Genomic DNA, 23,440 nt, shown 5'->3' with positions numbered 1-23,440 from the left:
GAGGTCATAAGCTGCCTTTATGAGCGCCGAGTCTTCTGATGTCACCCACCCGCTGTCCCACCGGGTTCCCGATCTCGGTGCGCTCGAGCTGCTGATCGCCGTCGCCCGGCACGGCAGCCTCGGCCGGGCCGCCCGCGAGGTGGGCATCACCCAGCCCGCGGCCAGCAGCCGCATCCGCTCCATGGAGCGGCAGCTCGGCGTCGCCCTGGTGGACCGTTCGCCGCGCGGCTCGCGGCTCACCGACGCGGGGGCGCTCGTCACGGACTGGGCGCGGCGGATCGTCGAGACGGCGGAGGCCTTCGACGCGGGCGTGCAGGCGCTGCGCGGGCGCCGGGACTCCCGGCTGCGGGTCGCCGCCTCGATGACCATCGCCGAGTACCTGCTGCCCGGCTGGCTGATCGCCCTGCGCGCCGACCGGCCCGACACGGCCGTGTCCCTCCAGGCCGGCAACTCCATGGCCGTCGCCGAGCGGCTGCTCGCGGGGGAGGCGGACCTGGGCTTCGTGGAGGGCCTGGCCGTTCCGGACGGGCTTGACGGGGCGGTCGTCGCGCACGACCGGCTGGCCGTCGTCGCCGCGCCCTCCCATCCCTGGGCCCGTCGCCGCAAGCCCCTCGACCCGGCGGAGCTGGCCGCGACGCCGCTCGTCCTGCGCGAGCGGGGGTCCGGTACGCGTCAGGTCCTGGACGCGGCCCTCGCCGGCCACGGGGGCTTGGCCGAGCCCCTGATGGAGCTCGCCTCCACTACGGCGGTCAAGGCCGCGGCGGTGAGCGGGGCGGGGCCTGCGGTCCTGAGCGAGCTGGCCATCGCCGACGAGCTGGCCTCCCGCCGGCTGGTCGCCATTCCGGTCGCGGGCGTTCTCCTGCGGCGGGACCTGCGGGCGGTGTGGCCTACGGGGCACCGGCCTACGGGGCCTGCGCGGGATCTGCTGTCGCTTACCCGGGTGCGGCCCGGGGCGTAGGGCTGGGGGGTAGCGCTGGGGGTAGGGCTGGGGTAGACGGGTGGGCGCGTGGGACGTGCAGGGGGCCGCGTTCGGGACTGCATGATGTACGGCGCGGACCTGGTTCCGTTGGTGGCGAGCCCTCTTTTCCCGCGCCACACATCACGCTTTACGTCCCGAACGCGGCCCCCTGCACGTCCCCCGCTCCCGTCCGTCGTCGTCTGCGGGTCAGGTCTCCGGGTGGCCGTGGGTCATCCGGTCGTCCGCCGTCTTACGCGGCTGAGCTGGAAGTTGTTGTTCTGGCCTTCCGTCAGTGTCCGGAGGTCGCCGCCTTCACCAGGCCCCGCATCACCCGCAGGTCCTCGCCCATCTCCGGATGCCACTGCACTCCGAGGGCCCAGTCGGGCGTCAGCTCGATCGCCTCGATCGTGCCGTCGGCCGCGTGGGCCGAGGCCGTCAGGCCCTTGCCGAGGACGTCGACGCACTGGTGGTGGTACGTCGGCACCTCCGACCGCTCCGGGACGAGGGCGGCGTAGCGGGTACCGGGGACCGGCTCGACCGGGTGGCGGCCCATCACGCCGACCGGCCCCGTGTGGCCGTCCAGGTGCTGGACCAGCGTGCCGCCGAGTGCCACGTTGAGGAGCTGCATGCCCCGGCAGATGCCGAGCAACGGGGTGCCGGCGGCCAGGGCCGCGTCGATCAGGGCCAGTTCCCAGGTGTCCCGGGCCCGGGCGGGCGGGCCGGTACGGGGGTCGGGCTCGGCCCCGTACCGTACCGGCTCGACGTCCGCGCCGCCCGCGACCACCAGACCGTCGAGCCTGGCCACCGTCTCCACCGCCGCGGCCGGCTCGTCCGGCGGCAGCATCACGGCGATGCCGCCGCTCGCCTGCACGAGGCGCGGGTAGGCGGCCGGCAGCAGGGCGGCAGGCAGGTCCCACACCCCCCAACGGGCCTGGTCCAGATAGGTCGTCACGCCGATGAGCGGCTTGGGCACGGGAGTTCCTCCTCGGGAAGGGGTCGGTTTTCAGCGTTCCAGTTCCGCCTCGGCCGCGGCGAGCGCCGCGAACTCCTCCTCGGGCGCCTTCGCGACCAGGTGGTGGCGACTGTAGAAGGCGAAGTAGGCGAGCGCGATCACGTAGACCCCCAGCGCGATGAACGCCGCGTCCTTGTCGACCAGGAAGGTCGCCACCAGCGCCGACAGGGCGAGGACGAAGGCGACGGACGAGGTCAGCACCCCGCCCGGGGTCCGGTACGGCCGGGCGAGACCCGGCTCGCGGCGGCGCAGCACGATGTGGGACAGCGCCATCAGGGCGTACGAGATGGTGGCGCCGAACACCGCGATGTTCAGCATCCGCGCCCCGTTCCCGGTCCCCGCGGCGAGCGCGAAGCCGAGGGCGCCGGGGATGAGCAGCCCCAGGTACGGGGACTTGCGGCTGCTGGTGAGGGACAGGAACTTGGGCAGGTAGCCGGCCCGCGACAGGGCGAAGAGCTGGCGCGAGCCCGCGTAGATGAGGGAGAAGAAGGAGGCCACCAGGCCGGTGAGGCCCGCGTAGTTGACGAAGCGGCTGAGCGCGGTGGGCGCCCCGTCGCCCTGCAGCGCGACCACCAGCGGGTTGCCGGCCTCCTGGATGGCCGCCGAGCCGCGCGCCCCGGTCGCCGCGAAGAAGGTCACCACCGCGAGCAGCACCAGGATGCCCATGGACAGCGCGAGCGCCCTCGGCATGGAGCGCACCGGGTCCTTGGCCTCCTCGGCGGCGAGCGGCACGCCCTCGACACCGAGGAAGAACCACATGCCGAAGGGGAACGCGGCCCAGATGCCGAGGAGCCCGAACGGCAGCCAGGAGTTCGACCCGGCCGCGCCGGTGTCGGCGGGGATGTCGTTCAGGCCGGACATGTGGAAGTCGCCGAGCGCGCCGAGCGCGAAGACCAGGAGCGCGGCGACCGCGACGGCGGTGACGATCAGGATGAAGCGCAGCGCCTCGCCCACGCCCCACAGGTGGATGCCGATGAAGAGGGCGAAGCAGACGAGGTAGACCGGCCAGCCCGACTCCAGGCCGAAGAGGCCGAGGGACTCGACGTAGTCGCCGATGAAGATGGCGATCGCGGCGGGCGCGAGCACGTACTCGATGAGGATCGCGGTGCCGGTGAGGAAGCCGCCCCAGGTGCCGAGCGCACGGCGGGCGAAGCCGTAGCCGCCGCCCGCGGTGGGCAGGATCGCGGAGAGCTCGGCGAGCGAGAAGACGAGACACGCGTACATCGCGCCCATCAGCACCGTCGCGATGGCCAGTCCGCCGAAGCCGCCTTTGGACAGGCCGATGTTCCAGCCGGAGAAGTCGCCGGAGACGACGTACGCCACGCCGAGCCCGGTGAGCAGCAGCCAGCCGGCGCTGCCGCGGCGCAGGGTCCGCTTCTCCAGGTAGTCGTCGTTCGGTGGGGCGGTGCTTCCGGAGGTGTCTTCGAGCGTCATGGCAGCAGAGCTCCCGCGTCGGGCCCAATGGATTGGTGCCATACCTTTGCGTCGGGCGTCGGGGAACGCAACCCCCGTGCGTTACTTTCCGGTGACGGGGACCTCACACCCTCACGTCAGGAATCCCCGCAGGAGCGCCGCCGTGCCCGCACAGTGTTCGCGCATCACCTCGCGGGCCGCGTCCGCGTCCCCGTCGAGCACCGCCTCCACCAGGGCCGTGTGCTGGTGCTGAGAGTGCTCCAGGTTGCGCACCAGCAGCGGGATGCCGTCGAGCAGGTCGTTGACGGTCGCCCGTACCGCCGCGTACTGCGCGGTCAGGGTCGGCGAGCCGGACAGCTCGGCGAGCGTGAGATGGAGCAGGGTGTCCTGGCGCCGGTAGTCGCCGAGCGGCGCGTCGTGGGTCGCCGCCAGGGCGGTACGCAGCCGCTCGGCGCCCTCGACGGTCAGGCCGTGCGCCGCGCAGAGACCCGCCGCGCCGACCTCCAGGACCTCGCGGAAGCGCAGCGTGTCCTCCATGTCGACGGCCGCGATCCGGCGGCGCACCTCCGCCTCGTCGGCGGTCTGCGGGCGCTGCAGCACGAACGTGCCGCCGTACCGCCCGCGCCGGCTCTCGACCAGGCCCTGCTCCTGGAGCACCTTCAGCACCTCGCGGAGGGTGACCCTGCTGATCCCCATCCGGTCCGCGAGCTCCCGCTCGGCCGGCAGGCGCTCGCCGCCGGGCACCAGGCCGAGCCGGACCACCTGCAGGATCTGCTCCAGGGCCTCCTCGAAGCCGTTGCCCGCGCGCACCGGCCGCAGCACCGGCGTCAACCGGTCCGCCGATTCACTCGTACTGGCCACCTCGTCGGTTCCCCTTCCCAAGCAATGGTCCTGAGCAATACCTTATGGCTTCCGGCAGGCCGAAGGAGGAGTAATCCCGTGGCAGACCGCAAACCCCCGCTCGCCGTGGACGAGCTCAAAGCACTCGTCGCGAGCGGCGAGATCGACACCGTCGTCCTGGCCTTCCCCGACATGCAGGGACGGCTCCAGGGCAAGCGGTTCGCCGCACCGTTCTTCCTGGACGAGGTCCTCGACCACGGCACGGAGGGCTGCAACTATCTTCTGGCCGTCGACACCGAGATGAACACCGTCGACGGCTACGAGATGTCCTCCTGGGACCGCGGCTACGGCGACTTCGCCATGCACCCCGACCTCTCCACCCTGCGCCGCGTGCCCTGGAACGAGGCCACCGCGATGGTCATGGCCGACCTCGCCTGGAACGACCGGAGCCCGGTCGTCGCCGCGCCCCGCCAGATCCTGCGCCGCCAGCTCGACCGGCTCGCCGCCCACGGCTTCACCGCCCACGTCGGCACGGAGCTGGAGTTCATCGTCTTCAAGGACACCTACGAGCAGGCCTGGGACGCGAACTACCGGGGGCTGACCCCGGCCAACCAGTACAACATCGACTACTCGGTGCTCGGGACCGGGCGGATCGAGCCGCTCCTGCGCCGCATCCGCAACGAGATGGCGGCCGCCGGACTCACCGTCGAGTCCGCCAAGGGCGAGTGCAACCCCGGCCAGCACGAGATCGCCTTCAAGTACGACGAGGCCCTGGTCACCTGCGACCAGCACGCCGTCTACAAGACCGGCGCCAAGGAGATCGCCGCCCAGGAGGGCTGCTCGCTCACCTTCATGGCGAAGTACAACGAGCGCGAGGGCAACTCCTGCCACATCCACCTCTCGCTCCAGGACGCCGAGGGCGTCAACGTGATGGCCGGCGGCGGCCCGGACGGCATGTCCGACGTCATGCGGCACTTCCTCGCCGGACAGCTCGCCGCCCTCAGGGACTTCTCGCTCCTCTACGCACCGAACATCAACTCCTACAAGCGGTTCCAGCCCGGCTCCTTCGCCCCCACCGCCGTCGCCTGGGGCCACGACAACCGCACCTGCGCCCTGCGGGTCGTCGGCCACGGCCGCTCCACCCGCTTCGAGAACCGCCTCCCGGGCGGCGACGTCAACCCGTACCTCGCCGTCGCCGGACTCGTCGCCGCCGGCCTGTACGGCATCGAACAGGGCCTCGAACTCCCGCCCGCCTGTACCGGCAACGCGTACACCGCCGGCTACGAGCACGTCCCCACCACCCTGCGCGAGGCCGCCGAGCTCTGGGAGAACAGCGAGATCGCCAAGGCCGCCTTCGGCCCCGAGGTCGTCGCCCACTACCGCAACATGGCCCGCGTCGAACTCGACGCGTACGACGCCGCCGTCACCGACTGGGAACTGCGCCGCTCCTTCGAACGCATGTGAGGAAAGACTTGCTCCAGGTACTGAACCCGGCGACCGAGGAGGTCGTCGCCACCGTCCCCGCCGCCACCCGCGAGGACGTCGACACCGCCGTCGTACGGGCCGCCGCGGCCCAGCGCTCCTGGGCCGCCGCCGCGCCCGCCGACCGGGCCCGGGTGCTCCGCCGCTTCGCCGCCGTCGTCGACGCCCACGTCGAGGAACTGGCCCTCCTCGAGGTCCGCGAGGCCGGACACACCATCGGCAACGCCCGCTGGGAGGCCGGGAACGTCCGCGACCTGCTCGACTACGCGGCCGGGGGAGCGGAACGCCTCAACGGCCGCCAGATCCCCGTCCCCGGCGGCCTCGACATCACGATCCTCGAACCCCTCGGGGTCGTCGGCGTCATCGCGCCCTGGAACTTCCCCATGCCGATCGCCGGCTGGGCCACCGCCCCCGCCCTCGCCGCCGGCAACGCCGTCATCCTCAAGCCCGCCGAGACCACCCCGCTCACCGCGCTGCGCCTCGCCGAACTCGCGCTGGAGGCAGGGCTTCCCGAAGGGCTCTTCCAGGTCCTGCCCGGCGAGGGCCCGGTGGCCGGGAACGCGCTCGTCGAGCACCCCGGCATCGCCAAGATCGTGTTCACCGGCTCCACCCGGGTCGGCAAGCAGATCATGGCCAAGGCCGCGGACCAGGTGAAGCGCGTCACCCTCGAACTCGGCGGCAAGAGCCCCAACATCGTCTTCGCCGACGCCGACCTCGACGCCGCGGCGGCCGCCGCCCCGATGGCCTTCCTCGACAACAGCGGCCAGGACTGCTGCGCCCGCACCCGCATCCTCGTCCAGCGCGAGGTGTACGACCGCTTCCTGGAGCTCCTCGCCCCCCGGATCGAGGAGATCGTCGTCGGCGACCCCCTCGACGAGCGCACCCAGATGGGCCCGCTCATCTCCCGCGCCCAGCTCGACCGGGTCCGCTCGTACGTCACCGATGCCGCCGAGAACGCTGACGCCATCCGCGGCAAGGCCCCCGAAGGCCCCGGCTTCTGGTTCCCGCCCACCCTCCTCACGGGTGTCGCCGAGGACGCGCCCTGCGCCGTCGAGGAGGTCTTCGGCCCGGTCGCCGTCGTCCTGCCGTTCGAGGACGAGGCCGACGCGATCCGGCTCGCCAACGCCACCCCGTACGGCCTGGCAGGCTCCCTCTGGACCCGCGACGTCGGCCGCGCCCTGCGCGCCTCGCGCGCCGTCCGGGCCGGCAACCTCTCCGTCAACTCCCACTCCAGCGTCCGCTACTGGACCCCGTTCGGCGGCTTCGGCCAGTCCGGCCTCGGCCGTGAGCTGGGCCCCGACGCCCTGACCGCCTTCACCGAAACCAAGAACGTCTTCATCAGCACGGAGGCCTGAGCACCATGACCGACACCGACATCATCTGCCGCCGCCTCGCCGGCCGCACCGCCGTCATCACCGGCGCCGGCAGCGGCATCGGCCTCGCCACCGCGCGCCGCCTCGCCTCCGAGGGCGCCAACGTGGTCTGCGGCGACATCGACGAGCGGGCCGGCAAGGCCGCCGCCGAGGAGGTCGGCGGCACCTTCGTCAAGGTCGACGTCACCGACCCGGAGGAGGTCGAGGCGCTCTTCCGCACCGCCTTCGAGACCTACGGCTCCGTCGACATCGCCTTCAACAACGCCGGCATCTCGCCCCCCGACGACGACTCCATCCTGGAGACCGGCCTGGAGGCCTGGAAGCGCGTCCAGGACGTCAACCTGACCTCCGTCTACCTGTGCTGCAAGGCAGCCCTGCCGTACATGCGGCGCCAGGGCAAGGGCTCCATCATCAACACCGCGTCCTTCGTCGCCATCATGGGCGCGGCCACCAGCCAGATCTCGTACACCGCCTCCAAGGGCGGCGTGCTCGCCATGTCCCGCGAACTCGGCGTCCAGTTCGCCCGCGAGGGCATCCGCGTCAACGCGCTCTGCCCGGGTCCGGTCAACACCCCGCTCCTTCAGGAGCTGTTCGCCAAGGACCCCGAGCGCGCCGCGCGCCGCCTGGTGCACATCCCCGTCGGCCGGTTCGCCGAGGCCGAGGAGATCGCCGCCGCGGTCGCGTTCCTCGCCAGCGACGACTCCTCGTTCATCAACGCCACCGACTTCCTCGTCGACGGCGGCATCTCCGGCGCGTACGTGACCCCGCTCTAAGCGTTCACCCCGCCTCCACCCCCCCGACAGCCGGGCGTCGCAAGGCGCCCGGCTGTTCTGCGTACAGACAGGAGAGTGATCATGAACAACAGGCTCCGCACCTTCGCCGCCGCGGCCGCCCTCGTCCTCGCCGCCACCGGACTCCTGCCCGCCGAGGCGGCCGGGGCCGGGCCCGCCGAGTGCCCCGTCCTCACCGTCTCCGACGGCTGGTACGGCGACAACAAGGCGCGCATCGAGCGCCTGATGGCCGACCACTGCCAGGACAGGGGCCGCAAGCCGGTCGCCGTCTTCGACTGGGACAACACCGTCATCAAGAACGACGTGGGCGACGCCACGTTCTTCTGGCTGCTGCGCAACGACCGCATCAGGCCCCCGCGGCACGGCGACTGGGCCACCACCAGCCGCTACCTCACCCCCGAGGCCGCCGACGCCCTCGCCGCCGCCTGCCCCGCCGCCGTCCGCACCCTGCCCACCGCCACCGACGCGCGCTGCGCCGACGAGCTCCTCTCCGTGTACGGCAAGGGCGCCACGACCGGCGGCAAGGCCGCCTTCGCCGGCTACGACCACCGCCGCATGGAACCGCAGTACGCCTGGCTCGCCCAGCTCCTGCGGGGCTGGACCACCGGCCAGGTCCGGTCCTTCGCCCGAGCCGCCCGCGCCGAGAACCTCGCCGCCCCGCAGGGCGCCACCCAGCAGGTCGGCACCTCGCAGGTCACCGGCTGGGCCCGGTACTACCCGCAGCAGCGCGACCTGATCCGCGCCCTGAAGGGCGCCGGCTTCGACGTCTGGATCGTCTCCGCGTCACCCGAGCCCGTCGTCGACGTCTGGGCCGCGGGTGCCGGCGTCGCGCCCTCCCACGCCGTCGGCATCCGCAACACCACCGAGCACGGCCGCCTCACCGCCCACCTGAAGGGCTGCGGCTCCGTCCGGGACGGCGAGGACCGGATGATCACCTACGTCGACGGCAAACGCTGCTGGATCAACCAGGAGATCTTCGGCGTCCGCGGCCCCGCCGCCGAACGCGTCCAGCCCGCCGGCCGCCGCCAGGTGTTCGCCGCCGGTGACTCCGACACGGACGTCTCCTTCCTCCGCGACGCCACCGGCCTGCGGCTCGTCCTCAACCGCAACAAGAACGAGCTGATGTGCCGCGCCTACGACAACGGCGACGGCCGCTGGATCGTCAACCCCATGTTCATCGAGCCGAAGAAGCAGAAGCCCGGCACCTACCCCTGCGCCACCACCGGCTACACGGCCCCCGACGGCAGCGCCCAGCCGGTTCGCCGCCCCGACGGCAGCGTCGTACCGGACCAGGCGGACTCGGTCTTCTAGGGCGCGGGTCCGGGACGGATCTCAGAGGAAGGTCCGGCCCTCGCCCCGGTAGGTCGGGACGGCGGCCGTGACCCGGTCGCCCTCCACCAGGTGCAGGGTGTCGAACCGCTCGCACAGCTCGCCGGCCTTCGCGTGCCGGAACCAGACCTTGTCGCCGATCCGCAGGTCATCGGCCGGCGAGCCGAGCAGCGGGGTCTGCACCTCGCCCGGACCCTCCTGCGGGTCGTAGCGCAGGCCCTCCGGGAGGTACGGGACCGGCAGCCGGTCCGGGCCCGGGGCGCCCGAGGCGGGGTAGCCGCCGCCGAGCACCGTCACCACGCCCACGCCGGGGCGGCGCACCACCGGCTGGGCGAACAGCGCCGCCGGGCGGCCGGAGAAGGACGTGTAGTTGTCGAAGAGCCGCGGCACGTAGAGCCCCGAGCCCGCGGCTATCTCCGTCACCGCGTCCTCGGCGGCCGTGTGCTGCACACTGCCCGTGCCGCCGCCGTTGACGAACTCGAGATCCGGCGCCACCGCCCGCACCGCCCGGACCACCGCCGCCCGGCGGGCCGCCAGCTCCTTGCGGGCCGCGGACTGCATCAGCCGGACCGCCCGGGAGCGCAGCGGCCGGCCGGCCACCGCGTCCCCGACACCCGCCACGTGACCCTCGTACGCCATGAGGCCGACGAGCCGGAAACCGGGCCTGCGCACCACCGAGCGGGCGAGCTCGGCCAGCTGGGCCGGCTCCCGCAGCGGCGAGCGCAGCGCTCCGACCCGTACCCGGCCGCCGAGCAGCCGGAGCGAGGTGTCCAGCTCCAGGCAGACCCGGATCTCCTCGGTCCCGCCGGCCCGTGCGGCGTCGATCAGATCGAGCTGGGCCACGTCGTCGACCATCACGGTCACCGCGGCCGCCAGCTTCGCGTCGCCCGCCAGCTCGCCGAACCCGGTCCGGTCGGCGGACGGGTAGGCGAGCAGCACGTCCTCGAACCCGGCCCTGGCCAGCCACAGCGACTCGTCCAGCGTGAACGACATGATCCCGGCGAACCCGCCCCGCGCAAGCACCCGCTCGAGCAGGGCACGGCAGCGCACCGACTTGCTGGCCACCCGGACCGGCTTGCCGCCGGCCCTGCGCACGAGATCGTCGGCGTTGGCGTCGAAGGCCTCCAGATCGACGATGGCGACGGGCGCGTCGAGGTGGGCGGTGGCCCGGTCGTACCGGGCACGGTCGGCGGCACGGGGAGTCATGGCCCGAGCTTGCCAGAGAGGTTTACGCGTGGGTAGCCCCTGGGTTCCCGCACCACGGGGAACAGCCCGTAGAGTGGCGGCCATTGCTTTGCCAGATCGACCAGGGGGACGGGGATGAGCACCGAGTCGCAGCACTCCACGTCCCGAATCACCGACGCACTCCTCCCCCCGGACCGCCCCGCCGCCGCACAGCCGCTGCCCGCCGCCCAGCCGATGCCCGCCGTCGAGACCACCACCCGTCTCCGGCCCATCCGCGAGGCCGCGCCCGCACGTGACCCCCGCCCCGCGCCTGTCCGCGACGCCCGGCCCGCGCCTGCCCGCGACGCCGGCCCCGCGCCTGGCCGCGAGGCCGCGCCCGCACGTGACCCCCGCCCCGCGCCTGTCCGCGACCCCCGGCCCGCGCCTGCCCGCGACGCCGGCCCCGCGCCTGGCCGCGAGGCCGCGCCCGCACGTGACCCCCGCCCCGCCCGTGAGACGCGCCCCGCCCCCGCCCGGCCCGGCCCGGCCCTCCCCGCCGCCGCGCCCCTCCCGCCCGTCGCGTCCCCGCGCCCGTCCGGCGTCGATCGCTGGGCGGCCCTGCCCGAGGAGACGCCCGCCGAGACGACCACGCGTCTGCGGCCCGTCCAGGACCGGAACCCCGCCAGGGTCCTGGCCGTCGTCGGCTGTGGCGTGCTCGGGCTCGGGCTCATCGGCGGGGCTCTCACCGGGGCGCTGCTCGCCGGCAGCGGTGCGGGCGAGCCCGACGAGCCGCCGGGTTACGCCGAGGCCGGGGCGCTCTGGCACGACGCCCCCGTGGACGCCCTCTTCCCGCGCACCCTGCCCGGCCCGTCGGCGGGGCCCGGGGGCGCGACCCGTACCTGGACGCGGATCGTCGTCGCCCCGGACGCGCCCTGCACCGCCGCCGCCCTGCCCAAGGGGCTGAACGCCGCGCTGCATACGGTCGGCTGCGACCGGGTGCTGCGCGCGACCTACACCGACGCCACGTCCTCCCACGTCACCACCGTCGCCCTGGTCTTCACCCAGGCCGACCCCGCCGCCATGCGCACCCTCGGCTCCCGCGGCGGCGAGGACCTGCCGCCCGCGCTCTCCGCCCCCGGCACCGTCGCCGCCCGCTTCGGCGACCCGCAGCGGGCCAGCTGGTGGCAGCACGTGCTGCCGGACCTCCCGGTCGTCGTCACCTCCGTGTCCGGCTTCGCCGACGGCCGCGCCATCGCCGAACCGGAGCCCGCCGAGCGCGCCATGACCGCCAAGCGCACCACCGCCGTCGCCCAGGCGGGCCTCGGCCACGAGGCCAAGGGCGTCGGCGAGGCCGTCGAACGCACCCTGCGCGGCACCCTCACCGCCACCCTCGAGGAGGACGAGCGGTGACCCGCCACGACCGGCGCCGTGCCACGGCAGCCGCCCTGCTCGCCGCCGCCTTCGCCGTCCTCCCCGCGACGACCACACCCGCGTACGCCGACACCATCCGCGCCCGCCAGTGGGGCCTGAACGCCATGCACACCGCCACCGCCTGGGAGACCACCCGCGGCGAGGGCGTCACCGTCGCCGTCCTCGACACCGGCGTCGACGCCACCCACCCCGACCTCGAGGGCTCGGTCCTCACCGGCACCGACCTCGTCGGCTTCGGCGCCTCCCGCGGCGACCGCGCATGGGCCCGGCACGGCACCGCCATGGCCGGCATCATCGCCGGGCACGGCCACGGCCCCGACGGTCAGGACGGCGTCCTCGGCATCGCCCCGAAGGTCAAGATCCTGCCCGTGCGGGTCATCCTCGAAGGCACCGACAAGGCCCGCGACAAGGCCCGCAAGACCCGCGGCACCGCCCTCGCCGAGGGCATCCGCTGGGCCGCCGACCACGGCGCCGACGTCATCAACCTCTCCCTCGGCGACGACTCCGAGTCCGCCCACCCCGACGCCGGCGAGGACGCCGCCGTCCAGTACGCCCTCGCCAAGGGCGTCTCCGTCGTCGCCTCCGCCGGCAACGGCGGCGAGAAGGGCGACCACATCTCCTACCCCGCGGCCTACCCCGGCGTCATCGCGGTCACCGCCGTCGACCGCTACGGCACCCATGCCTCCTTCTCCACCAGCCGCTGGTACGCCACCGTCAGCGCCCCCGGCGACGACATCGTCATCGCCGACCCCGACCGCCGCTACTACGAGGGCTGGGGCACCAGCGCCGCCGCCGCGTTCGTCTCCGGCGGCGTCGCCCTCGTCCGCGCCGCCCACCCCGGTCTGACCCCCGCCCAGGTCAAGCGGCTCCTCATCGACACCGCCCGCAACCGCCCCGACGGCGGCCGCAGCGACGACAAGGGCTACGGCACGGTCGACCCCGCCGCCGCGATCAAGGCCGGACGCCGCCTCGAGGCCGCCGACCCCAAGGCCGCCGTCGCCGGCTACACCGCCCGCTACTTCGGCCCGGGCCCGCAGGCCGCCCCCGAGGAGTCCCGCCCCATCGGCCTGCTCGCGCCCCTCGCCGGCGGCGTCGGCGTGCTGCTGCTGGCCGCGGCCGTCGCCCTGTGGCGGGGCAGCCGCAGCCGCTGACCGGCCTGCGGTTAGGCTCGTGGGGTGGCGCTCAAGAACATCCCCGACCCCGGTTTCTCCGAAGACGACGGCACCGCCGACCCGCGGCTCGCCGCGGCCCTGGCGGCCTGGGCGGAGGACCGGACCGCCCACGGCCCGGTCCTGGCGGCCCTCAAGGACGCCCGGCTGCTCGTACCCGTCGTCGCCGTCCTCGGCGAGGTCGAGGTGGACCCCGAGACGGGGCTACGCCAGGAGAAGACCAGCGACATGGCCGTGCCCACGCTGACGGCCGGCGACCGGCGCGCCCTGCCCGCGTTCACCTCGATCGCCTCGCTGGCCCGCTGGGACCCCGCCGCCCGGCCCGTCGCCGTGCCCCTGCACCAGGCGCTCGCGGCCCTCGCGCACGAGAAGGCCGACACCCTGGTCCTCGACCTCGCGGGCCCGGTGCCGTACCAGGTGACCGGCTCCGCGCTGCTCGCCCTCGCCGAGGGCCGCAGCAGCACCGACCCGCTCGACGACCCGGCGGTGCGGGACGCGGTGCGGGCCGCGGTCGCCGCCGAGCCCGCGGTCGTCCGTGCCCACCTGGGACCCGGCACCGCCGACGGCACCCTGGCCCTGGTGCTCGCGGAGGGCGCCGCCCCCGCGGAGGCCGCCCAGCGCGTCGCCCGCGGCCTGGCCGCCGACGAGACCCTGCGGGCCCGCCTGGTGCGCGGCCTCGACCTGGCACTCCTGCCCGCCTCGGCGACGCCGCCCGGCGAGCCCTTCTACGTGAAGAACTGACGCCCGGGACCCCCCTTGGGGGTGTCCCGGGCGTGGTGGGGATGAACCGCGGACCCTAGCCGTACACCGGCCCGGTGTACTTCTCGCCCGGGCCCTGGCCCGGCTCGTCGGGGATGATCGAGGCCTCGCGGAAGGCCAGCTGCAGGGACTTCAGGCCGTCCCGCAGCGGCGCCGCGTGGAAGGAGGAGATCTCCGTCGCGCCGGCGTCCATCAGCCCGGCGAGCGCGTGGATCAGCTTGCGGGCCTCGTCCAGGTCCTTGTGCTCCTCGCCCTCCTCGGTGAGCCCGAGCTTCACCGCGGCGGCGCTCATCAGGTTGACGGCGACCGTGACGATCACCTCGACTGCGGGGACCTCGGCGATGTCGCGGGTCATGGCTTCGAAGTCGGGGGAGTCAGTGGACTCGTTCTGGGGCGTCTCGCTCATGCCCACACGATAAGCGGACCGGACACCCGCCCGTCGCCCCGTCCCCGTTCGCGTATGCGGACGGGTCCTGCTAACCTTGTGTAACGACCGGCCGGACACCTACGTGCCCGGCCCACAAGTGGAGGCTCCGACTTCCCACCTGGCCGTCCTCACGGGCGGCGGGTCACCGGTCAGATGGTGACCATCGTTCCGTACGGACGATGGAGCCGTCCGATGCGCGCCCCGCGGTTGACCGCGGCGGTGCTCCGGTTTTCCGTGGAGCCCCGCCTGTGTCCCGTCCGGGGCGTTTTTCTTGCGCCGGTTCGGTTGGTCTCGACAGTTCTACCGTGTACGTGTCCGTCCGCCAGGCGGTCGCGTGGTGCTACCGAGGAGGATCCATCAGCGCCGAGCCCCGCATCAACGAGCGGATTCGCGTTCCCGAGGTGCGTCTTGTCGGCCCCAGTGGCGAGCAGGTCGGCATTGTGCCGCTTGCCAAGGCCCTGGAGCTCGCGCAGGAGTACGACCTCGACCTGGTCGAGGTCGCGGCGAACGCCCGCCCGCCCGTGTGCAAGCTCATGGACTACGGGAAGTTCAAGTACGAGTCGGCCATGAAGGCCCGTGAGGCGCGCAAGAACCAGGCGCACACGGTCATCAAGGAGATGAAGCTCCGGCCGAAGATCGACCCGCACGACTACGACACCAAGAAGGGTCACGTCGTCCGGTTCCTCAAGCAGGGCGACAAGGTCAAGATCACGATCATGTTCCGTGGTCGTGAGCAGTCCCGACCCGAGCTCGGCTACCGGCTGCTGCAGCGCCTCGCGGAGGACGTTCAGGAGCTTGGCTTCATCGAGTCCAACCCGAAGCAGGACGGCCGGAACATGATCATGGTTCTGGGTCCGCACAAGAAGAAGACCGAGGCCATGGCCGAGGCCCGTGAGGCCCAGGCCGCGCGCAAGGCCGAGCGCCAGGGCGGTTCGTCCGAGGCGCCCGCCGCCGAGGAGGCCCCGGCCGAGGAGCAGGCTTCGGCCGACACGTCGGCCGAGAACGCCGAGGCGTGATCCCGCGGGGCTGCCGCTCCGGCGGCCCCAGGGTTCCGCCCGGAACCACTCAAACGAAGAATTGACGCTCCCGGTTGTCCGGTGCCCGCACCGGGGGAGCGCCACTGACGAGGAGATAACGGCGCTATGCCGAAGAACAAGACGCACTCCGGTGCCAAGAAGCGCTTCAAGGTCACCGGCTCCGGCAAGATCCTGCGCGAGCGCGCCGGCAAGCGCCACCTGCTCGAGCACAAGTCGTCCAAGCTGACGCGTCGCCTCACCGGCAACGCCGAGATGGCCCCGGGTGACTCCGCCAAGATCAAGAAGATGCTGGGCATCTGATCTGATCTCCCGCCCTCGGCGACGAGGGCTTCCGGTCGAGACCGGGACCCATCCGATTTCCGGGTCGTGTGAGGACCACCACGACCCCGCTACAAGGAGTTAAGAAGTGGCACGCGTCAAGCGGGCAGTCAACGCCCACAAGAAGCGCCGGGCGATCCTCGAGCAGGCCTCCGGCTACCGCGGTCAGCGTTCGCGCCTGTACCGCAAGGCCAAGGAGCAGGTCACCCACTCGCTGGTCTACAACTACAACGACCGCAAGAAGCGCAAGGGCGACTTCCGTCAGCTGTGGATCCAGCGCATCAACGCCGCTGCCCGCCTGAACGGCATGACGTACAACCGCCTCATCCAGGGTCTGAAGGCCGCCAACATCGAGGTGGACCGCAAGATCCTCGCCGAGCTGGCCGTCAACGACGCCAACGCGTTCGCCGCGCTGGTCGAGGTCGCGCAGAAGGCCCTCCCGGCCGACGTCAACGCCCCGAAGGCCGCCGCCTGATCTTCCAGGTCGCACGTCTTCTGCCCGGACCCGCAGGCCTCGCGCCTGCGGGTCCGGCGCGTTGACCGCCCTTTCGCCGCCGCCCCCGGGCGTCGTCCCTTCGCCGTCGCCCCCGGGCGTCGTCCCTTCGCCGTCGCCCCCGGGCCGTCGTCCCTTCGCCGTCGCCCCCCGAGCCGAGTCAGAGAGCCGCAGGCACATGTCCACCCCCGAGCTGATCTCCCCGCGTTCGCCGCGTGTCATCGCCGCCCGCCGGCTCGCCAAGCGCAACTTCCGGGGCAAGGACCGCCTCTTCATCGCCGAGGGCCCGCAGGCCGTCCGCGAGGCCGTCGAGCACCGCGGCAGCACCGGTGACCCCACCCTCGTCGAGCTCTTCACCACCGTCGAGGCAGCCGAGCGCTACGCCCCGATCGTCGACGCCGCCCGCGCCGCCGGCGCCCGCGTCCACCACGCCTCCGACGCCGTGCTCGCCGAGGTCTCCCAGACCGTCACCCCGCAGGGCCTCGTCGGCGTCTGCCGCTTCCTCGACTCGCCCTTCGACGAGATCATCGCCGCCCGGCCCAAGCTGGTCGCCGTCCTCGCCCACGTACGCGACCCCGGGAACGCCGGCACCGTGCTGCGCTGCGCCGACGCCGCCGGCGCCGACGCGGTGATCCTCACCGACGCGTCCGTCGACCTGTACAACCCCAAGTCCGTACGCGCCTCCGTCGGCTCCCTCTTCCACCTCCCGGTCGCCGTCGGCGTACCGGTCGAGCAGGCCGTAGCGGGCCTGAAGAGCGCCGGCGTACGCATCCTGGCCGCCGACGGGGCCGGCGAGGACGACCTCGACGACGAGCTCGACGCCGGCACCATGGGCGGCCCCACCGCCTGGGTCTTCGGCAACGAGGCCTGGGGGCTGCCCGAGGAGACCAGGGCGCTCGCCGACGCCGTCGTCCGCGTCCCGATCCACGGCAAGGCCGAGAGCCTCAACCTCGCGACCGCCGCCGCCGTGTGCCTGTACGCCTCCGCGCGCGCCCAGCGCACCCGAACCACCGCCTGAGGACTCCACCGAACCCGCCTCGCCTAGTAGGGTGACGCACTCGGGGCCCACTGCGGTACACGGAGGGGTGGGATTACGGGGATGACGGTCGGCACGGGCAGTCCCGCACAGGCACGGAGCACCGCGCCGCACGGCACGCCACCCACGCCCGCGCTGAAACCCGCCGCGACGCCCGGCGCCCCCGAGGGCGCCGCCGGACTCGGCATCGACCCCGACGACCTGCCCGACGGTCTCGTCGTCGCCGACGCGACCGGCCGGATCGTCTGCTTCAACGCCGCCGCGAGCCGCATCACCGCCCTGTCCGGCGCCGAGGCCATCGGCCGCCCCCTCGACCAGGCGCTGCCCCTCGAAGACCTCAAGGGCCGCCGCTGGTGGACCCTCACCGACCCCTACGGCGGCCTCGCCACCCGCCGCGGCCAGCCCGAGCGCAACCTGCTGCTCCCCGGCGGCCGCGAGGTCCTCGTCTCCGCCCGCTACGTCCGCGCCCACCCCACCGGCCCCGTCCAGCGGGTCGTCGTCTCCCTGCGCGGCACCGAGGCCCGCCGCCGCACCGAGCGCAGCCACGCCGAGCTCATCGCCACCGTCGCGCACGAGCTCCGCTCGCCGCTCACGTCCGTCAAGGGCTTCACCGCCACCCTCCTCGACAAGTGGGAGCGGTTCACCGACGACCAGAAGCGGTTGATGCTGGAGACCGTCGACGCCGACGCGGGCCGCATCAAGCGGCTCATCGCCGAGCTCCTCGACATCTCCCGGATCGACTCCGGCCGCCTCGAGGTGCGCCGCCAGCCCGTTGACATCGCCGCCGCCGTCGGCCGTCACATCCAGGCCCACACCACCGGCGGACAGTCCCCGGACCGCTTCTTCGTCCGGGTCCGCCCCGACCTGCCCGAGCTGTGGGCCGACCCCGACAAGATCGACCAGATCCTCGGCAACCTCCTGGAAAATGCGGTGCGTCACGGCGAGGGAACCGTCACGATCGAGGTGGCACCCACCACGTGCACCACCGACGGAGAGAAGGGGACGGAGGTCACCGTGAGCGACGAGGGCCCCGGCATCCCCGAGGAGTCGATGGGCCGTGTCTTCACCCGCTTCTGGCGGGGCAGCAAGCGCGGCGGCACCGGACTCGGCCTCTACATCGTCAAGGGCGTCGTCGAGGCCCACGGCGGCACGATCACCGTCGGACGCGGTCCCTGCGGCGGGGCCGAGTTCCGATTTATCCTGCCCGTCGGCACCCCGGCCCACCTCCTCTGAGCCCCTTCGCCGGTCTCACCAGGCGAGACCGTACGAGATCAGGAGCCGCCCGGGCCGCCCACGGGCTCATTCGCGTCCCCGCACCCCGTTAGACTCGTCCTTTGGCACGTTTGCGCCCTTGACGTCGAGCTCGGGGCGCCCAGCCAAGCCAACGGAAGCACGGGAAGAGATGTCGGCACCCAATAAGTCGTACGACCCGGTCGAGGTCGAGGCCTTGAAACCGGAAGAGATCGAGCGCATGCGGGACGAGGCGCTCGCCGCCTTCGCGGCCGCAGGCGACCTCGACGCGCTCGCCCACGCGAAGACCGCGCACACCGGCGGCACCTCGCCGCTGGCGCTCGCCAACCGGGAGATCGGCGCCCTGCCCCCGCAGGCCAAGGCCGCGGCCGGCAAGCTCGTGGGCCAGGCCCGCGGAGTCGTCTCCAAGGCGCTGGCGGCCCGCCAGACCGAGCTGGAGGCCGAGCGCGACGCCCGCGTCCTCGTCGAGGAGGCCGTCGACGTCACCCTGCCGTACGACCGCGTCCCGGCGGGTGCCCGCCACCCGCTGACCACCCTCATGGAGCGCGTCTCCGACGTGTTCGTCTCCATGGGCTACGAGGTCGCCGAAGGCCCCGAGGTCGAGGCCGAGTGGTTCAACTTCGACGCCCTCAACTTCGTGCCGGACCACCCGGCCCGGCAGATGCAGGACACCTTCTTCGTCCAGGGCCCCGAGGGGACCACGGGCGACGAGTCCGGCGTCGTGCTGCGCACCCACACCTCGCCGGTCCAGGCCCGCACCCTCATCGACCGGGAGCCTCCGGTATACGTGGTGTGCCCCGGCCGCGTCTACCGCACCGACGAGCTCGACGCCACGCACACCCCGGTCTTCCACCAGATCGAGCTGCTGGCCGTCGACGAGGGCCTGACCATGGCCGACCTCAAGGGCACCCTGGACCACATGGTCCAGGCGCTCTTCGGCCCGGACATGAAGACCCGGCTCCGCCCGAACTTCTTCCCCTTCACCGAGCCGTCCGCCGAGATGGACATGCTCTGCTACGTCTGCCGCGGCGAGTCCGTCGGCAACCCCGACCGGCCCTGCCGCACCTGCGGCAGCGAGGGCTGGATCGAGCTGGGCGGCTGCGGCATGGTCAACCCCAAGGTGCTCATCGCCTGCGGCGTCGACCCGGAGAAGTACAGCGGATTCGCCTTCGGGTTCGGCATCGAGCGGATGCTGATGTTCCGCCACAACGTCGAAGACATGCGAGACATGGTCGAGGGTGACGTCCGGTTCACCCGGCCGTTCGGGATGGAGATCTGATGCGGGTCCCGCTTTCCTGGCTGCGGGAGTACGTCGACCTGCCGGCGACGGAGACCGGCCGTGACGTGCAGGCCAAGCTCATTTCGGCAGGGCTCGAGGTCGAGACCGTCGAGCAGCTCGGCGCCGGCCTGACCGGCCCGCTGGTGGTCGGCAAGGTCCTCACCATCGAGGAGCTGACGGAGTTCAAGAAGCCGATCCGCTTCTGCACCGTCGACGTCGGCCAGGCCAACGGCACGGGCGAGCCGCAGGAGATCATCTGCGGCGCCCGGAACTTCGCCGAGGGCGACAAGGTCGTCGTGGCGCTGCCCGGCGCCGTGCTGCCCGGCGACTTCCGGATCGCCGAGCGCAAGACGTACGGCCGGGTCTCCCGCGGCATGATCTGCTCGGGCGGCGAGCTCGGCATGGGCGACGACGGCTCGCACGGCATCATCGTGCTGCCGCCGGAGCACGAGGCCGGCATCGACGCCACCGTGCTGCTCGAGCTGTACGACGAGGTCCTCGACATCGCCGTCACCCCGGACCGCGGCTACTGCCTGTCGATGCGCGGTGTCGCCCGCGAGCTCGCCATCGCCTACGGCCTGCCGCTGCGCGACCCGGCGCTGCTCGACGTGCCCGCGCCGAACTCGTACGGCTACCCGGTGCAGATCGCCGACCCGATCGGCTGCGACCGCTTCACGGCCCGCACCGTCGTCGGCCTCCACCCCGAGGCCCGCTCCCCGATCTGGCTGCAGCGCCGCCTCCAGAAGGCCGGCATGCGCCCGATCTCGCTCGCGGTGGACGTCACCAACTACGTGATGCTGGAGCTCGGCCAGCCGCTGCACGCCTACGACCGCACCCGGCTCGACGGCCCCATCGGGGTCCGCCGCGCCGAGGCCGGCGAGAAGATCACCACCCTCGACGGCACCGCGCGCGTCCTGGACGCCGCGGACCTGGTGATCACCGACAACCGCGGCCCCATCGGCATCGCGGGCGTCATGGGCGGTGCCAACACCGAGATCGCCGATCACGCGGATCTCGCCGGTGCGACGACCGAGGTCGTCATCGAGGCCGCGCACTTCGACGCGATCTCGATCGCGCGCACGGCCCGCCGCCACAAGCTGTCCTCCGAGGCGTCCAAGCGCTTCGAGCGCGGCGTCGACCCGCTGGCCGCCGCGGCGGCCGCGCAGCGCACGGTCGACCTGCTCGTGCTCCTCGCGGGCGGCACCGCCGAGGCGGGCGTGACCGAGGTCATCGCCCCCTCCGCGCCCCGGACGATCGCCATGCCGGCCAACCACCCGGACCAGGTCGCGGGCGTCGACTACGGCCGCGAGACCGTCGTCCGCCGCCTCCAGGAGATCGGCTGCGACGTCTACGGCCAGGACGAGCTCGTGGTCACCGTGCCCTCGTGGCGCCCCGACCTCAACGAGCCGAACGACCTCGCCGAGGAGGTCATCCGGCTCGAGGGCTACGAGAACCTGCCCTCCACGCTGCCCAAGCCTCCCGCCGGCCGCGGCCTCACCGAGCGCCAGCGCACCCACCGCCGGGTGGGCCGCGCGCTGGCCGGCGCGGGTTACGTCGAGGCGCTGAACTACCCGTTCATCGGCGAGCAGGTCTTCGACCAGCTCGGCCTCGACGCGGACGACGCCCGGCGCCGGGTCGTCAAGCTGGTCAACCCGCTCTCCGACGAGGAGCCCGCGCTCCGTACGACGCTGCTGCCGGGCCTGCTCGGTGCGCTGCGCCGCAACGACGGGCGCGGCAGCCACGATCTGGCCCTGTTCGAGACGGGTCTGGTCTTCCGGCCGGCCGAGGGGCAGCCGGGCGTCGCCGTCCGCCTGCCCGTCGACCGGCGCCCTGGTGACGAGGAGGTCGCCCGCGTCAACGCCGCGCTGCCCGCGCAGCCGCGCCGCGCCGCCGTCGTCCTCGCCGGGGCGCGCGAGCAGGCCGGCTGGTGGGGCAAGGGCCGCCCGTCCGACTGGGCGGACGCCATCCAGGCCGCCCGGGCGGTGGCCGCGGAGTCCGGTGTCGAGCTGCTGATCGAGGCCGACCAGCACGCGCCGTGGCACCCGGGCCGGTGCGCCGCGTTCCACGTGGTGATCGACGGGGTCAAGACCCTCGCCGGCCACGGCGGCGAGCTCCACCCGCGCGTCGTCAAGGCGCTGGGCCTGCCGGCCCGCACCTGCGCGATGGAGCTGGACCTGGACGTCCTGGAGCAGGGATGCGAGGGCCCGCTGAAGGCCCCCCGCATCTCCTCCTTCCCGGTCGCCACCCAGGACGTGGCGCTGGTCGTCGACAAGAACGTCCCGTCGGCGACGGTGGAGCGGTACCTGGCCGCCGGCGCGGGTGAACTCCTGGAGTCCATCCGGCTGTTCGACGTCTACACCGGCGACCAGATCGACGAGGGCAAGAAGTCCCTCGCCTACGCCCTGAAGTTCCGCGCCCCCGACCGCACGCTGACCGTCGACGAGGCCACCACGGCCCGCGACGCCGCGGTCGCCCTGGCGTCGGAGCACACGGGAGCCGTGCTGCGCGGCGCCTGAGCGGCAGCATGAGAGGGGCCCTGTCCCGGGTGACGAACCCGGGGCGGGCCCCTTTCGCGTAGCCCGGGAGCGCCGTACTCCCGTACGGGGTTACTCACTCGTTCGGGTGGGATCTCCGGTGGATGTTCCCCCGTGTCCCCGTCCGTCGGGAGAATCGACGCGGTCACAGGGGCGGGCCTGTGTGCCGCAGGGTCTTCGGGCGCTGGCGGGCCTCGGGAAGGGCCGTGGATGTTCCGTGACAGGTCATGGGGTGCCGAAGGCTCCCGGCTCCGGCGGACGGGTCCGCTGGTGGCTCCGGCCGTGTGGGGGGCCGTCGCCGTCGCGTGGCGGGTGTGGTGTCCGCTCGCGCGGCAGCCGGGGCTGCCGATGCGGGTCGCCACCAGCGTCGTCTTCCTCACCGTCGGCGCCGGGCTCGTGCTCGGTGTGCGGCGGGGGCTCATGCGGGAGTTGGCGCGGGTGCGGGCCGTGGCCGATGCCACGCAGCAGGTGCTGCTGAGGCCGCCGCCGGCGCGGCTCGAAGGGCTCGCGGTGGCCGCGGGGCAGCTGTCCGCGTCACGGGGCGCCGTCGTCGGCGGGGATCTGTACGAGGCGGTGGGGACGCCGTACGGGGTGCGGATCGTGATCGGGGACGTTCGGGGGCACGGGCTCGCGGCCCTCGGTGCGGTGGTCGCCGTCCTCGGCAGTTTCCGGGAGGCCGCCCACGACGAGCCCGAACTCGGCGGTGTGCTGCGCCGGTTGGACCGCGCGCTCGGGCGGCATCTGTGCGAGCGGGCCCGCGAGGAGCATCCGGCCCGGGCCGGGCGGGCGCCGGAGCATCCGGCGGCGGAGGAGTTCGTGACGCTGCTGCTTCTGGAGATCCGGGCCGACGGCCAGATGTACGTGCTCGACTGCGGCCACCCCGGTCCGTACCGCCTCGGCCGCCGTGTGGAGGCCGTGCCCGTCGGCGACCCGCTGCCGCCGCTCGGCGCCTTCCCGCTGCCCGCCGACCTCGTGCCGTACCCGGCGGCCCGGCTTCTGCCCGGCGAGACGCTGGTGCTCTACACGGACGGTGCGGAGGAGGCCCGCGACCACCGGGGCCGGTTCTTCCCGCTCGACGCCGTCCTCGCGGCGGCGGCCCGCGAGACCCCGGCCGCGCTCGTCCGCCGGGTCCACACCGCTCTGCTGCGCCACACCGGCGGCCGGCTCACCGACGACGTCGCCCTGCTCGTCGTACGCAACGACCGGGTGCGGGTACCGGCGCAGCCCGCCGAACCCGGGCTGCGCCGTACCCGGCCCGCGCCCTCCCCTCATTAGATGGGACAGGGTCAGGTGGCCGGCGCCGCCCGCGCTGCCACGGAGTGTCGGGCAGATCAACAGCGCGGA

At 73.4% G+C, this 23,440-nt stretch carries 21 protein-coding genes; 16 read left to right on the top strand and 5 right to left on the bottom strand.

The window, feature by feature from the left end:
* Nucleotides 1-19 precede the first annotated feature (19 nt).
* A complete protein-coding gene (locus tag ACIGEZ_RS09935) occupies nucleotides 20-958 on the top strand; it encodes a LysR family transcriptional regulator (RefSeq protein ID WP_399828240.1) in 939 nt (312 codons plus the stop codon).
* A 289-nt stretch (nucleotides 959-1,247) separates the two neighbouring features.
* On the opposite strand, the gene ACIGEZ_RS09930 is transcribed toward ACIGEZ_RS09935, so the two are convergent.
* The 3 genes from ACIGEZ_RS09930 to ACIGEZ_RS09920 form a co-directional block, all read right to left on the bottom strand.
* Complete coding sequence (locus ACIGEZ_RS09930; RefSeq protein WP_399828238.1) at nucleotides 1,248-1,931, bottom strand: gamma-glutamyl-gamma-aminobutyrate hydrolase family protein; 684 nt, start codon at nucleotides 1,929-1,931, stop codon at nucleotides 1,248-1,250.
* A 30-nt stretch (nucleotides 1,932-1,961) separates the two neighbouring features.
* Entirely contained in the window at nucleotides 1,962-3,404 is a 1,443-nt protein-coding gene (gene eat / locus ACIGEZ_RS09925; RefSeq protein ID WP_399828236.1) for an ethanolamine permease, read from the bottom strand.
* Nucleotides 3,405-3,515: 111 nt separating this feature from the next.
* Nucleotides 3,516-4,244 (bottom strand): FadR/GntR family transcriptional regulator, encoded by a 729-nt coding sequence (locus ACIGEZ_RS09920; RefSeq protein WP_399828233.1) that lies wholly within the window; start codon nucleotides 4,242-4,244, stop codon nucleotides 3,516-3,518.
* Nucleotides 4,245-4,322: 78 nt separating this feature from the next.
* Here ACIGEZ_RS09920 and ACIGEZ_RS09915 point away from each other — a divergent pair, with 78 nt between their 5' ends.
* The 4 genes from ACIGEZ_RS09915 to ACIGEZ_RS09900 all read left to right on the top strand — a co-directional run bounded on the left by ACIGEZ_RS09915 (nucleotide 4,323) and on the right by ACIGEZ_RS09900 (nucleotide 9,180).
* Complete coding sequence (locus ACIGEZ_RS09915; RefSeq protein WP_399828231.1) at nucleotides 4,323-5,687, top strand: glutamine synthetase family protein; 1,365 nt, start codon at nucleotides 4,323-4,325, stop codon at nucleotides 5,685-5,687.
* A gap of 8 nt (nucleotides 5,688-5,695) precedes the next feature.
* The gene (locus ACIGEZ_RS09910) at nucleotides 5,696-7,060 is read left to right on the top strand and encodes an aldehyde dehydrogenase family protein (RefSeq protein WP_399828228.1); all 1,365 of its coding nucleotides are present in this window, start codon (nucleotides 5,696-5,698) and stop codon (nucleotides 7,058-7,060) included.
* Nucleotides 7,061-7,065: 5 nt separating this feature from the next.
* Nucleotides 7,066-7,851 (top strand): 3-oxoacyl-ACP reductase, encoded by a 786-nt coding sequence (locus tag ACIGEZ_RS09905; protein ID WP_399828227.1) that lies wholly within the window; start codon nucleotides 7,066-7,068, stop codon nucleotides 7,849-7,851.
* Nucleotides 7,852-7,932: 81 nt separating this feature from the next.
* The gene (locus tag ACIGEZ_RS09900) at nucleotides 7,933-9,180 is read left to right on the top strand and encodes an HAD family hydrolase (protein WP_399828225.1); all 1,248 of its coding nucleotides are present in this window, start codon (nucleotides 7,933-7,935) and stop codon (nucleotides 9,178-9,180) included.
* 21 nt (nucleotides 9,181-9,201) lie between these two features.
* On the opposite strand, the gene ACIGEZ_RS09895 is transcribed toward ACIGEZ_RS09900, so the two are convergent.
* Nucleotides 9,202-10,404 (bottom strand): amino acid deaminase/aldolase, encoded by a 1,203-nt coding sequence (locus ACIGEZ_RS09895; RefSeq protein WP_399828223.1) that lies wholly within the window; start codon nucleotides 10,402-10,404, stop codon nucleotides 9,202-9,204.
* A gap of 114 nt (nucleotides 10,405-10,518) precedes the next feature.
* Here ACIGEZ_RS09895 and ACIGEZ_RS09890 point away from each other — a divergent pair, with 114 nt between their 5' ends.
* Genes ACIGEZ_RS09890 through ACIGEZ_RS09880 form a run of 3 tightly spaced genes read left to right on the top strand, consistent with a single transcriptional unit; the run spans nucleotide 10,519 to nucleotide 13,703 of the window.
* Nucleotides 10,519-11,772: a hypothetical protein gene (locus ACIGEZ_RS09890; RefSeq protein WP_399828221.1), complete on the top strand. Its 1,254-nt coding sequence runs from the start codon at nucleotides 10,519-10,521 to the stop codon at nucleotides 11,770-11,772.
* Nucleotides 11,769-12,944 (top strand): type VII secretion-associated serine protease mycosin, encoded by a 1,176-nt coding sequence (mycP, locus tag ACIGEZ_RS09885; protein ID WP_399828219.1) that lies wholly within the window; start codon nucleotides 11,769-11,771, stop codon nucleotides 12,942-12,944. The genes ACIGEZ_RS09890 and mycP overlap by 4 nt, the downstream gene beginning before the upstream one ends.
* 24 nt (nucleotides 12,945-12,968) lie before the next feature.
* Entirely contained in the window at nucleotides 12,969-13,703 is a 735-nt protein-coding gene (locus tag ACIGEZ_RS09880) for an SseB family protein (protein WP_399828216.1), read from the top strand.
* 55 nt (nucleotides 13,704-13,758) lie between these two features.
* On the opposite strand, the gene ACIGEZ_RS09875 is transcribed toward ACIGEZ_RS09880, so the two are convergent.
* On the bottom strand, nucleotides 13,759-14,127 hold the full coding sequence (locus ACIGEZ_RS09875; RefSeq protein ID WP_399828214.1) for a DUF1844 domain-containing protein: 369 nt from the start codon (nucleotides 14,125-14,127) through the stop codon (nucleotides 13,759-13,761).
* 332 nt (nucleotides 14,128-14,459) lie between these two features.
* On the opposite strand from ACIGEZ_RS09875, the gene infC reads away from it, so the two are divergent.
* From infC to ACIGEZ_RS09835, 8 genes are all read left to right on the top strand, one after another.
* Nucleotides 14,460-15,164, top strand: a complete 705-nt coding sequence (infC, locus tag ACIGEZ_RS09870; RefSeq protein WP_399828684.1) for a translation initiation factor IF-3 — start codon at nucleotides 14,460-14,462, stop codon at nucleotides 15,162-15,164.
* A 126-nt stretch (nucleotides 15,165-15,290) separates the two neighbouring features.
* Nucleotides 15,291-15,485, top strand: coding sequence for a 50S ribosomal protein L35 (rpmI, locus tag ACIGEZ_RS09865; RefSeq protein WP_041128339.1), 195 nt, complete (start codon nucleotides 15,291-15,293; stop codon nucleotides 15,483-15,485).
* Nucleotides 15,486-15,591: 106 nt separating this feature from the next.
* Nucleotides 15,592-15,978 carry a 50S ribosomal protein L20 gene (rplT, locus tag ACIGEZ_RS09860; protein WP_019884941.1) on the top strand — a complete coding sequence of 129 codons (387 nt, stop codon included), beginning with the start codon at nucleotides 15,592-15,594 and terminating at the stop codon, nucleotides 15,976-15,978.
* Nucleotides 15,979-16,174: 196 nt separating this feature from the next.
* Nucleotides 16,175-17,014 carry a TrmH family RNA methyltransferase gene (locus ACIGEZ_RS09855; RefSeq protein WP_399828212.1) on the top strand — a complete coding sequence of 280 codons (840 nt, stop codon included), beginning with the start codon at nucleotides 16,175-16,177 and terminating at the stop codon, nucleotides 17,012-17,014.
* Nucleotides 17,015-17,095: 81 nt separating this feature from the next.
* On the top strand, nucleotides 17,096-18,265 hold the full coding sequence (locus tag ACIGEZ_RS09850; protein WP_399828209.1) for an ATP-binding protein: 1,170 nt from the start codon (nucleotides 17,096-17,098) through the stop codon (nucleotides 18,263-18,265).
* Between the two features lie 169 nt (nucleotides 18,266-18,434).
* On the top strand, nucleotides 18,435-19,562 hold the full coding sequence (gene pheS, locus ACIGEZ_RS09845; RefSeq protein WP_399828206.1) for a phenylalanine--tRNA ligase subunit alpha: 1,128 nt from the start codon (nucleotides 18,435-18,437) through the stop codon (nucleotides 19,560-19,562).
* Entirely contained in the window at nucleotides 19,562-22,078 is a 2,517-nt protein-coding gene (pheT, locus tag ACIGEZ_RS09840; RefSeq protein ID WP_399828204.1) for a phenylalanine--tRNA ligase subunit beta, read from the top strand. Before pheS ends, pheT begins: the two co-directional genes overlap by 1 nt.
* Nucleotides 22,079-22,306: 228 nt before the next feature.
* Nucleotides 22,307-23,371 (top strand): PP2C family protein-serine/threonine phosphatase, encoded by a 1,065-nt coding sequence (locus ACIGEZ_RS09835; protein WP_399828202.1) that lies wholly within the window; start codon nucleotides 22,307-22,309, stop codon nucleotides 23,369-23,371.
* Nucleotides 23,372-23,440: the final 69 nt, after the last annotated feature.

This window comes from Streptomyces sp. NPDC085481, assembly GCF_044541845.1.
Taxonomy (GTDB): Bacteria; Actinomycetota; Actinomycetes; order Streptomycetales; family Streptomycetaceae; genus Streptomyces.
The sequence above is the reverse complement of the archived record's forward strand: the minus strand, read 5'-3'. Positions and strand labels throughout refer to the sequence as shown.

Coding starts and splice junctions, on each gene's coding strand:
- ACIGEZ_RS09935 (WP_399828240.1), top strand. CDS start 20: ATGAGCGCCGAGTCTTCTGATGTCACCCACCCGCTGTCCCACCGGGTT.
- eat (WP_399828236.1), bottom strand. CDS start 3,404: ATGACGCTCGAAGACACCTCCGGAAGCACCGCCCCACCGAACGACGAC.
- ACIGEZ_RS09905 (WP_399828227.1), top strand. CDS start 7,066: ATGACCGACACCGACATCATCTGCCGCCGCCTCGCCGGCCGCACCGCC.
- ACIGEZ_RS09900 (WP_399828225.1), top strand. CDS start 7,933: ATGAACAACAGGCTCCGCACCTTCGCCGCCGCGGCCGCCCTCGTCCTC.
- ACIGEZ_RS09895 (WP_399828223.1), bottom strand. CDS start 10,404: ATGACTCCCCGTGCCGCCGACCGTGCCCGGTACGACCGGGCCACCGCC.
- ACIGEZ_RS09890 (WP_399828221.1), top strand. CDS start 10,519: ATGAGCACCGAGTCGCAGCACTCCACGTCCCGAATCACCGACGCACTC.
- ACIGEZ_RS09875 (WP_399828214.1), bottom strand. CDS start 14,127: ATGAGCGAGACGCCCCAGAACGAGTCCACTGACTCCCCCGACTTCGAA.
- rpmI (WP_041128339.1), top strand. CDS start 15,291: ATGCCGAAGAACAAGACGCACTCCGGTGCCAAGAAGCGCTTCAAGGTC.
- ACIGEZ_RS09855 (WP_399828212.1), top strand. CDS start 16,175: ATGTCCACCCCCGAGCTGATCTCCCCGCGTTCGCCGCGTGTCATCGCC.
- ACIGEZ_RS09850 (WP_399828209.1), top strand. CDS start 17,096: ATGACGGTCGGCACGGGCAGTCCCGCACAGGCACGGAGCACCGCGCCG.
- pheS (WP_399828206.1), top strand. CDS start 18,435: ATGTCGGCACCCAATAAGTCGTACGACCCGGTCGAGGTCGAGGCCTTG.
- pheT (WP_399828204.1), top strand. CDS start 19,562: ATGCGGGTCCCGCTTTCCTGGCTGCGGGAGTACGTCGACCTGCCGGCG.
- ACIGEZ_RS09835 (WP_399828202.1), top strand. CDS start 22,307: ATGTTCCGTGACAGGTCATGGGGTGCCGAAGGCTCCCGGCTCCGGCGG.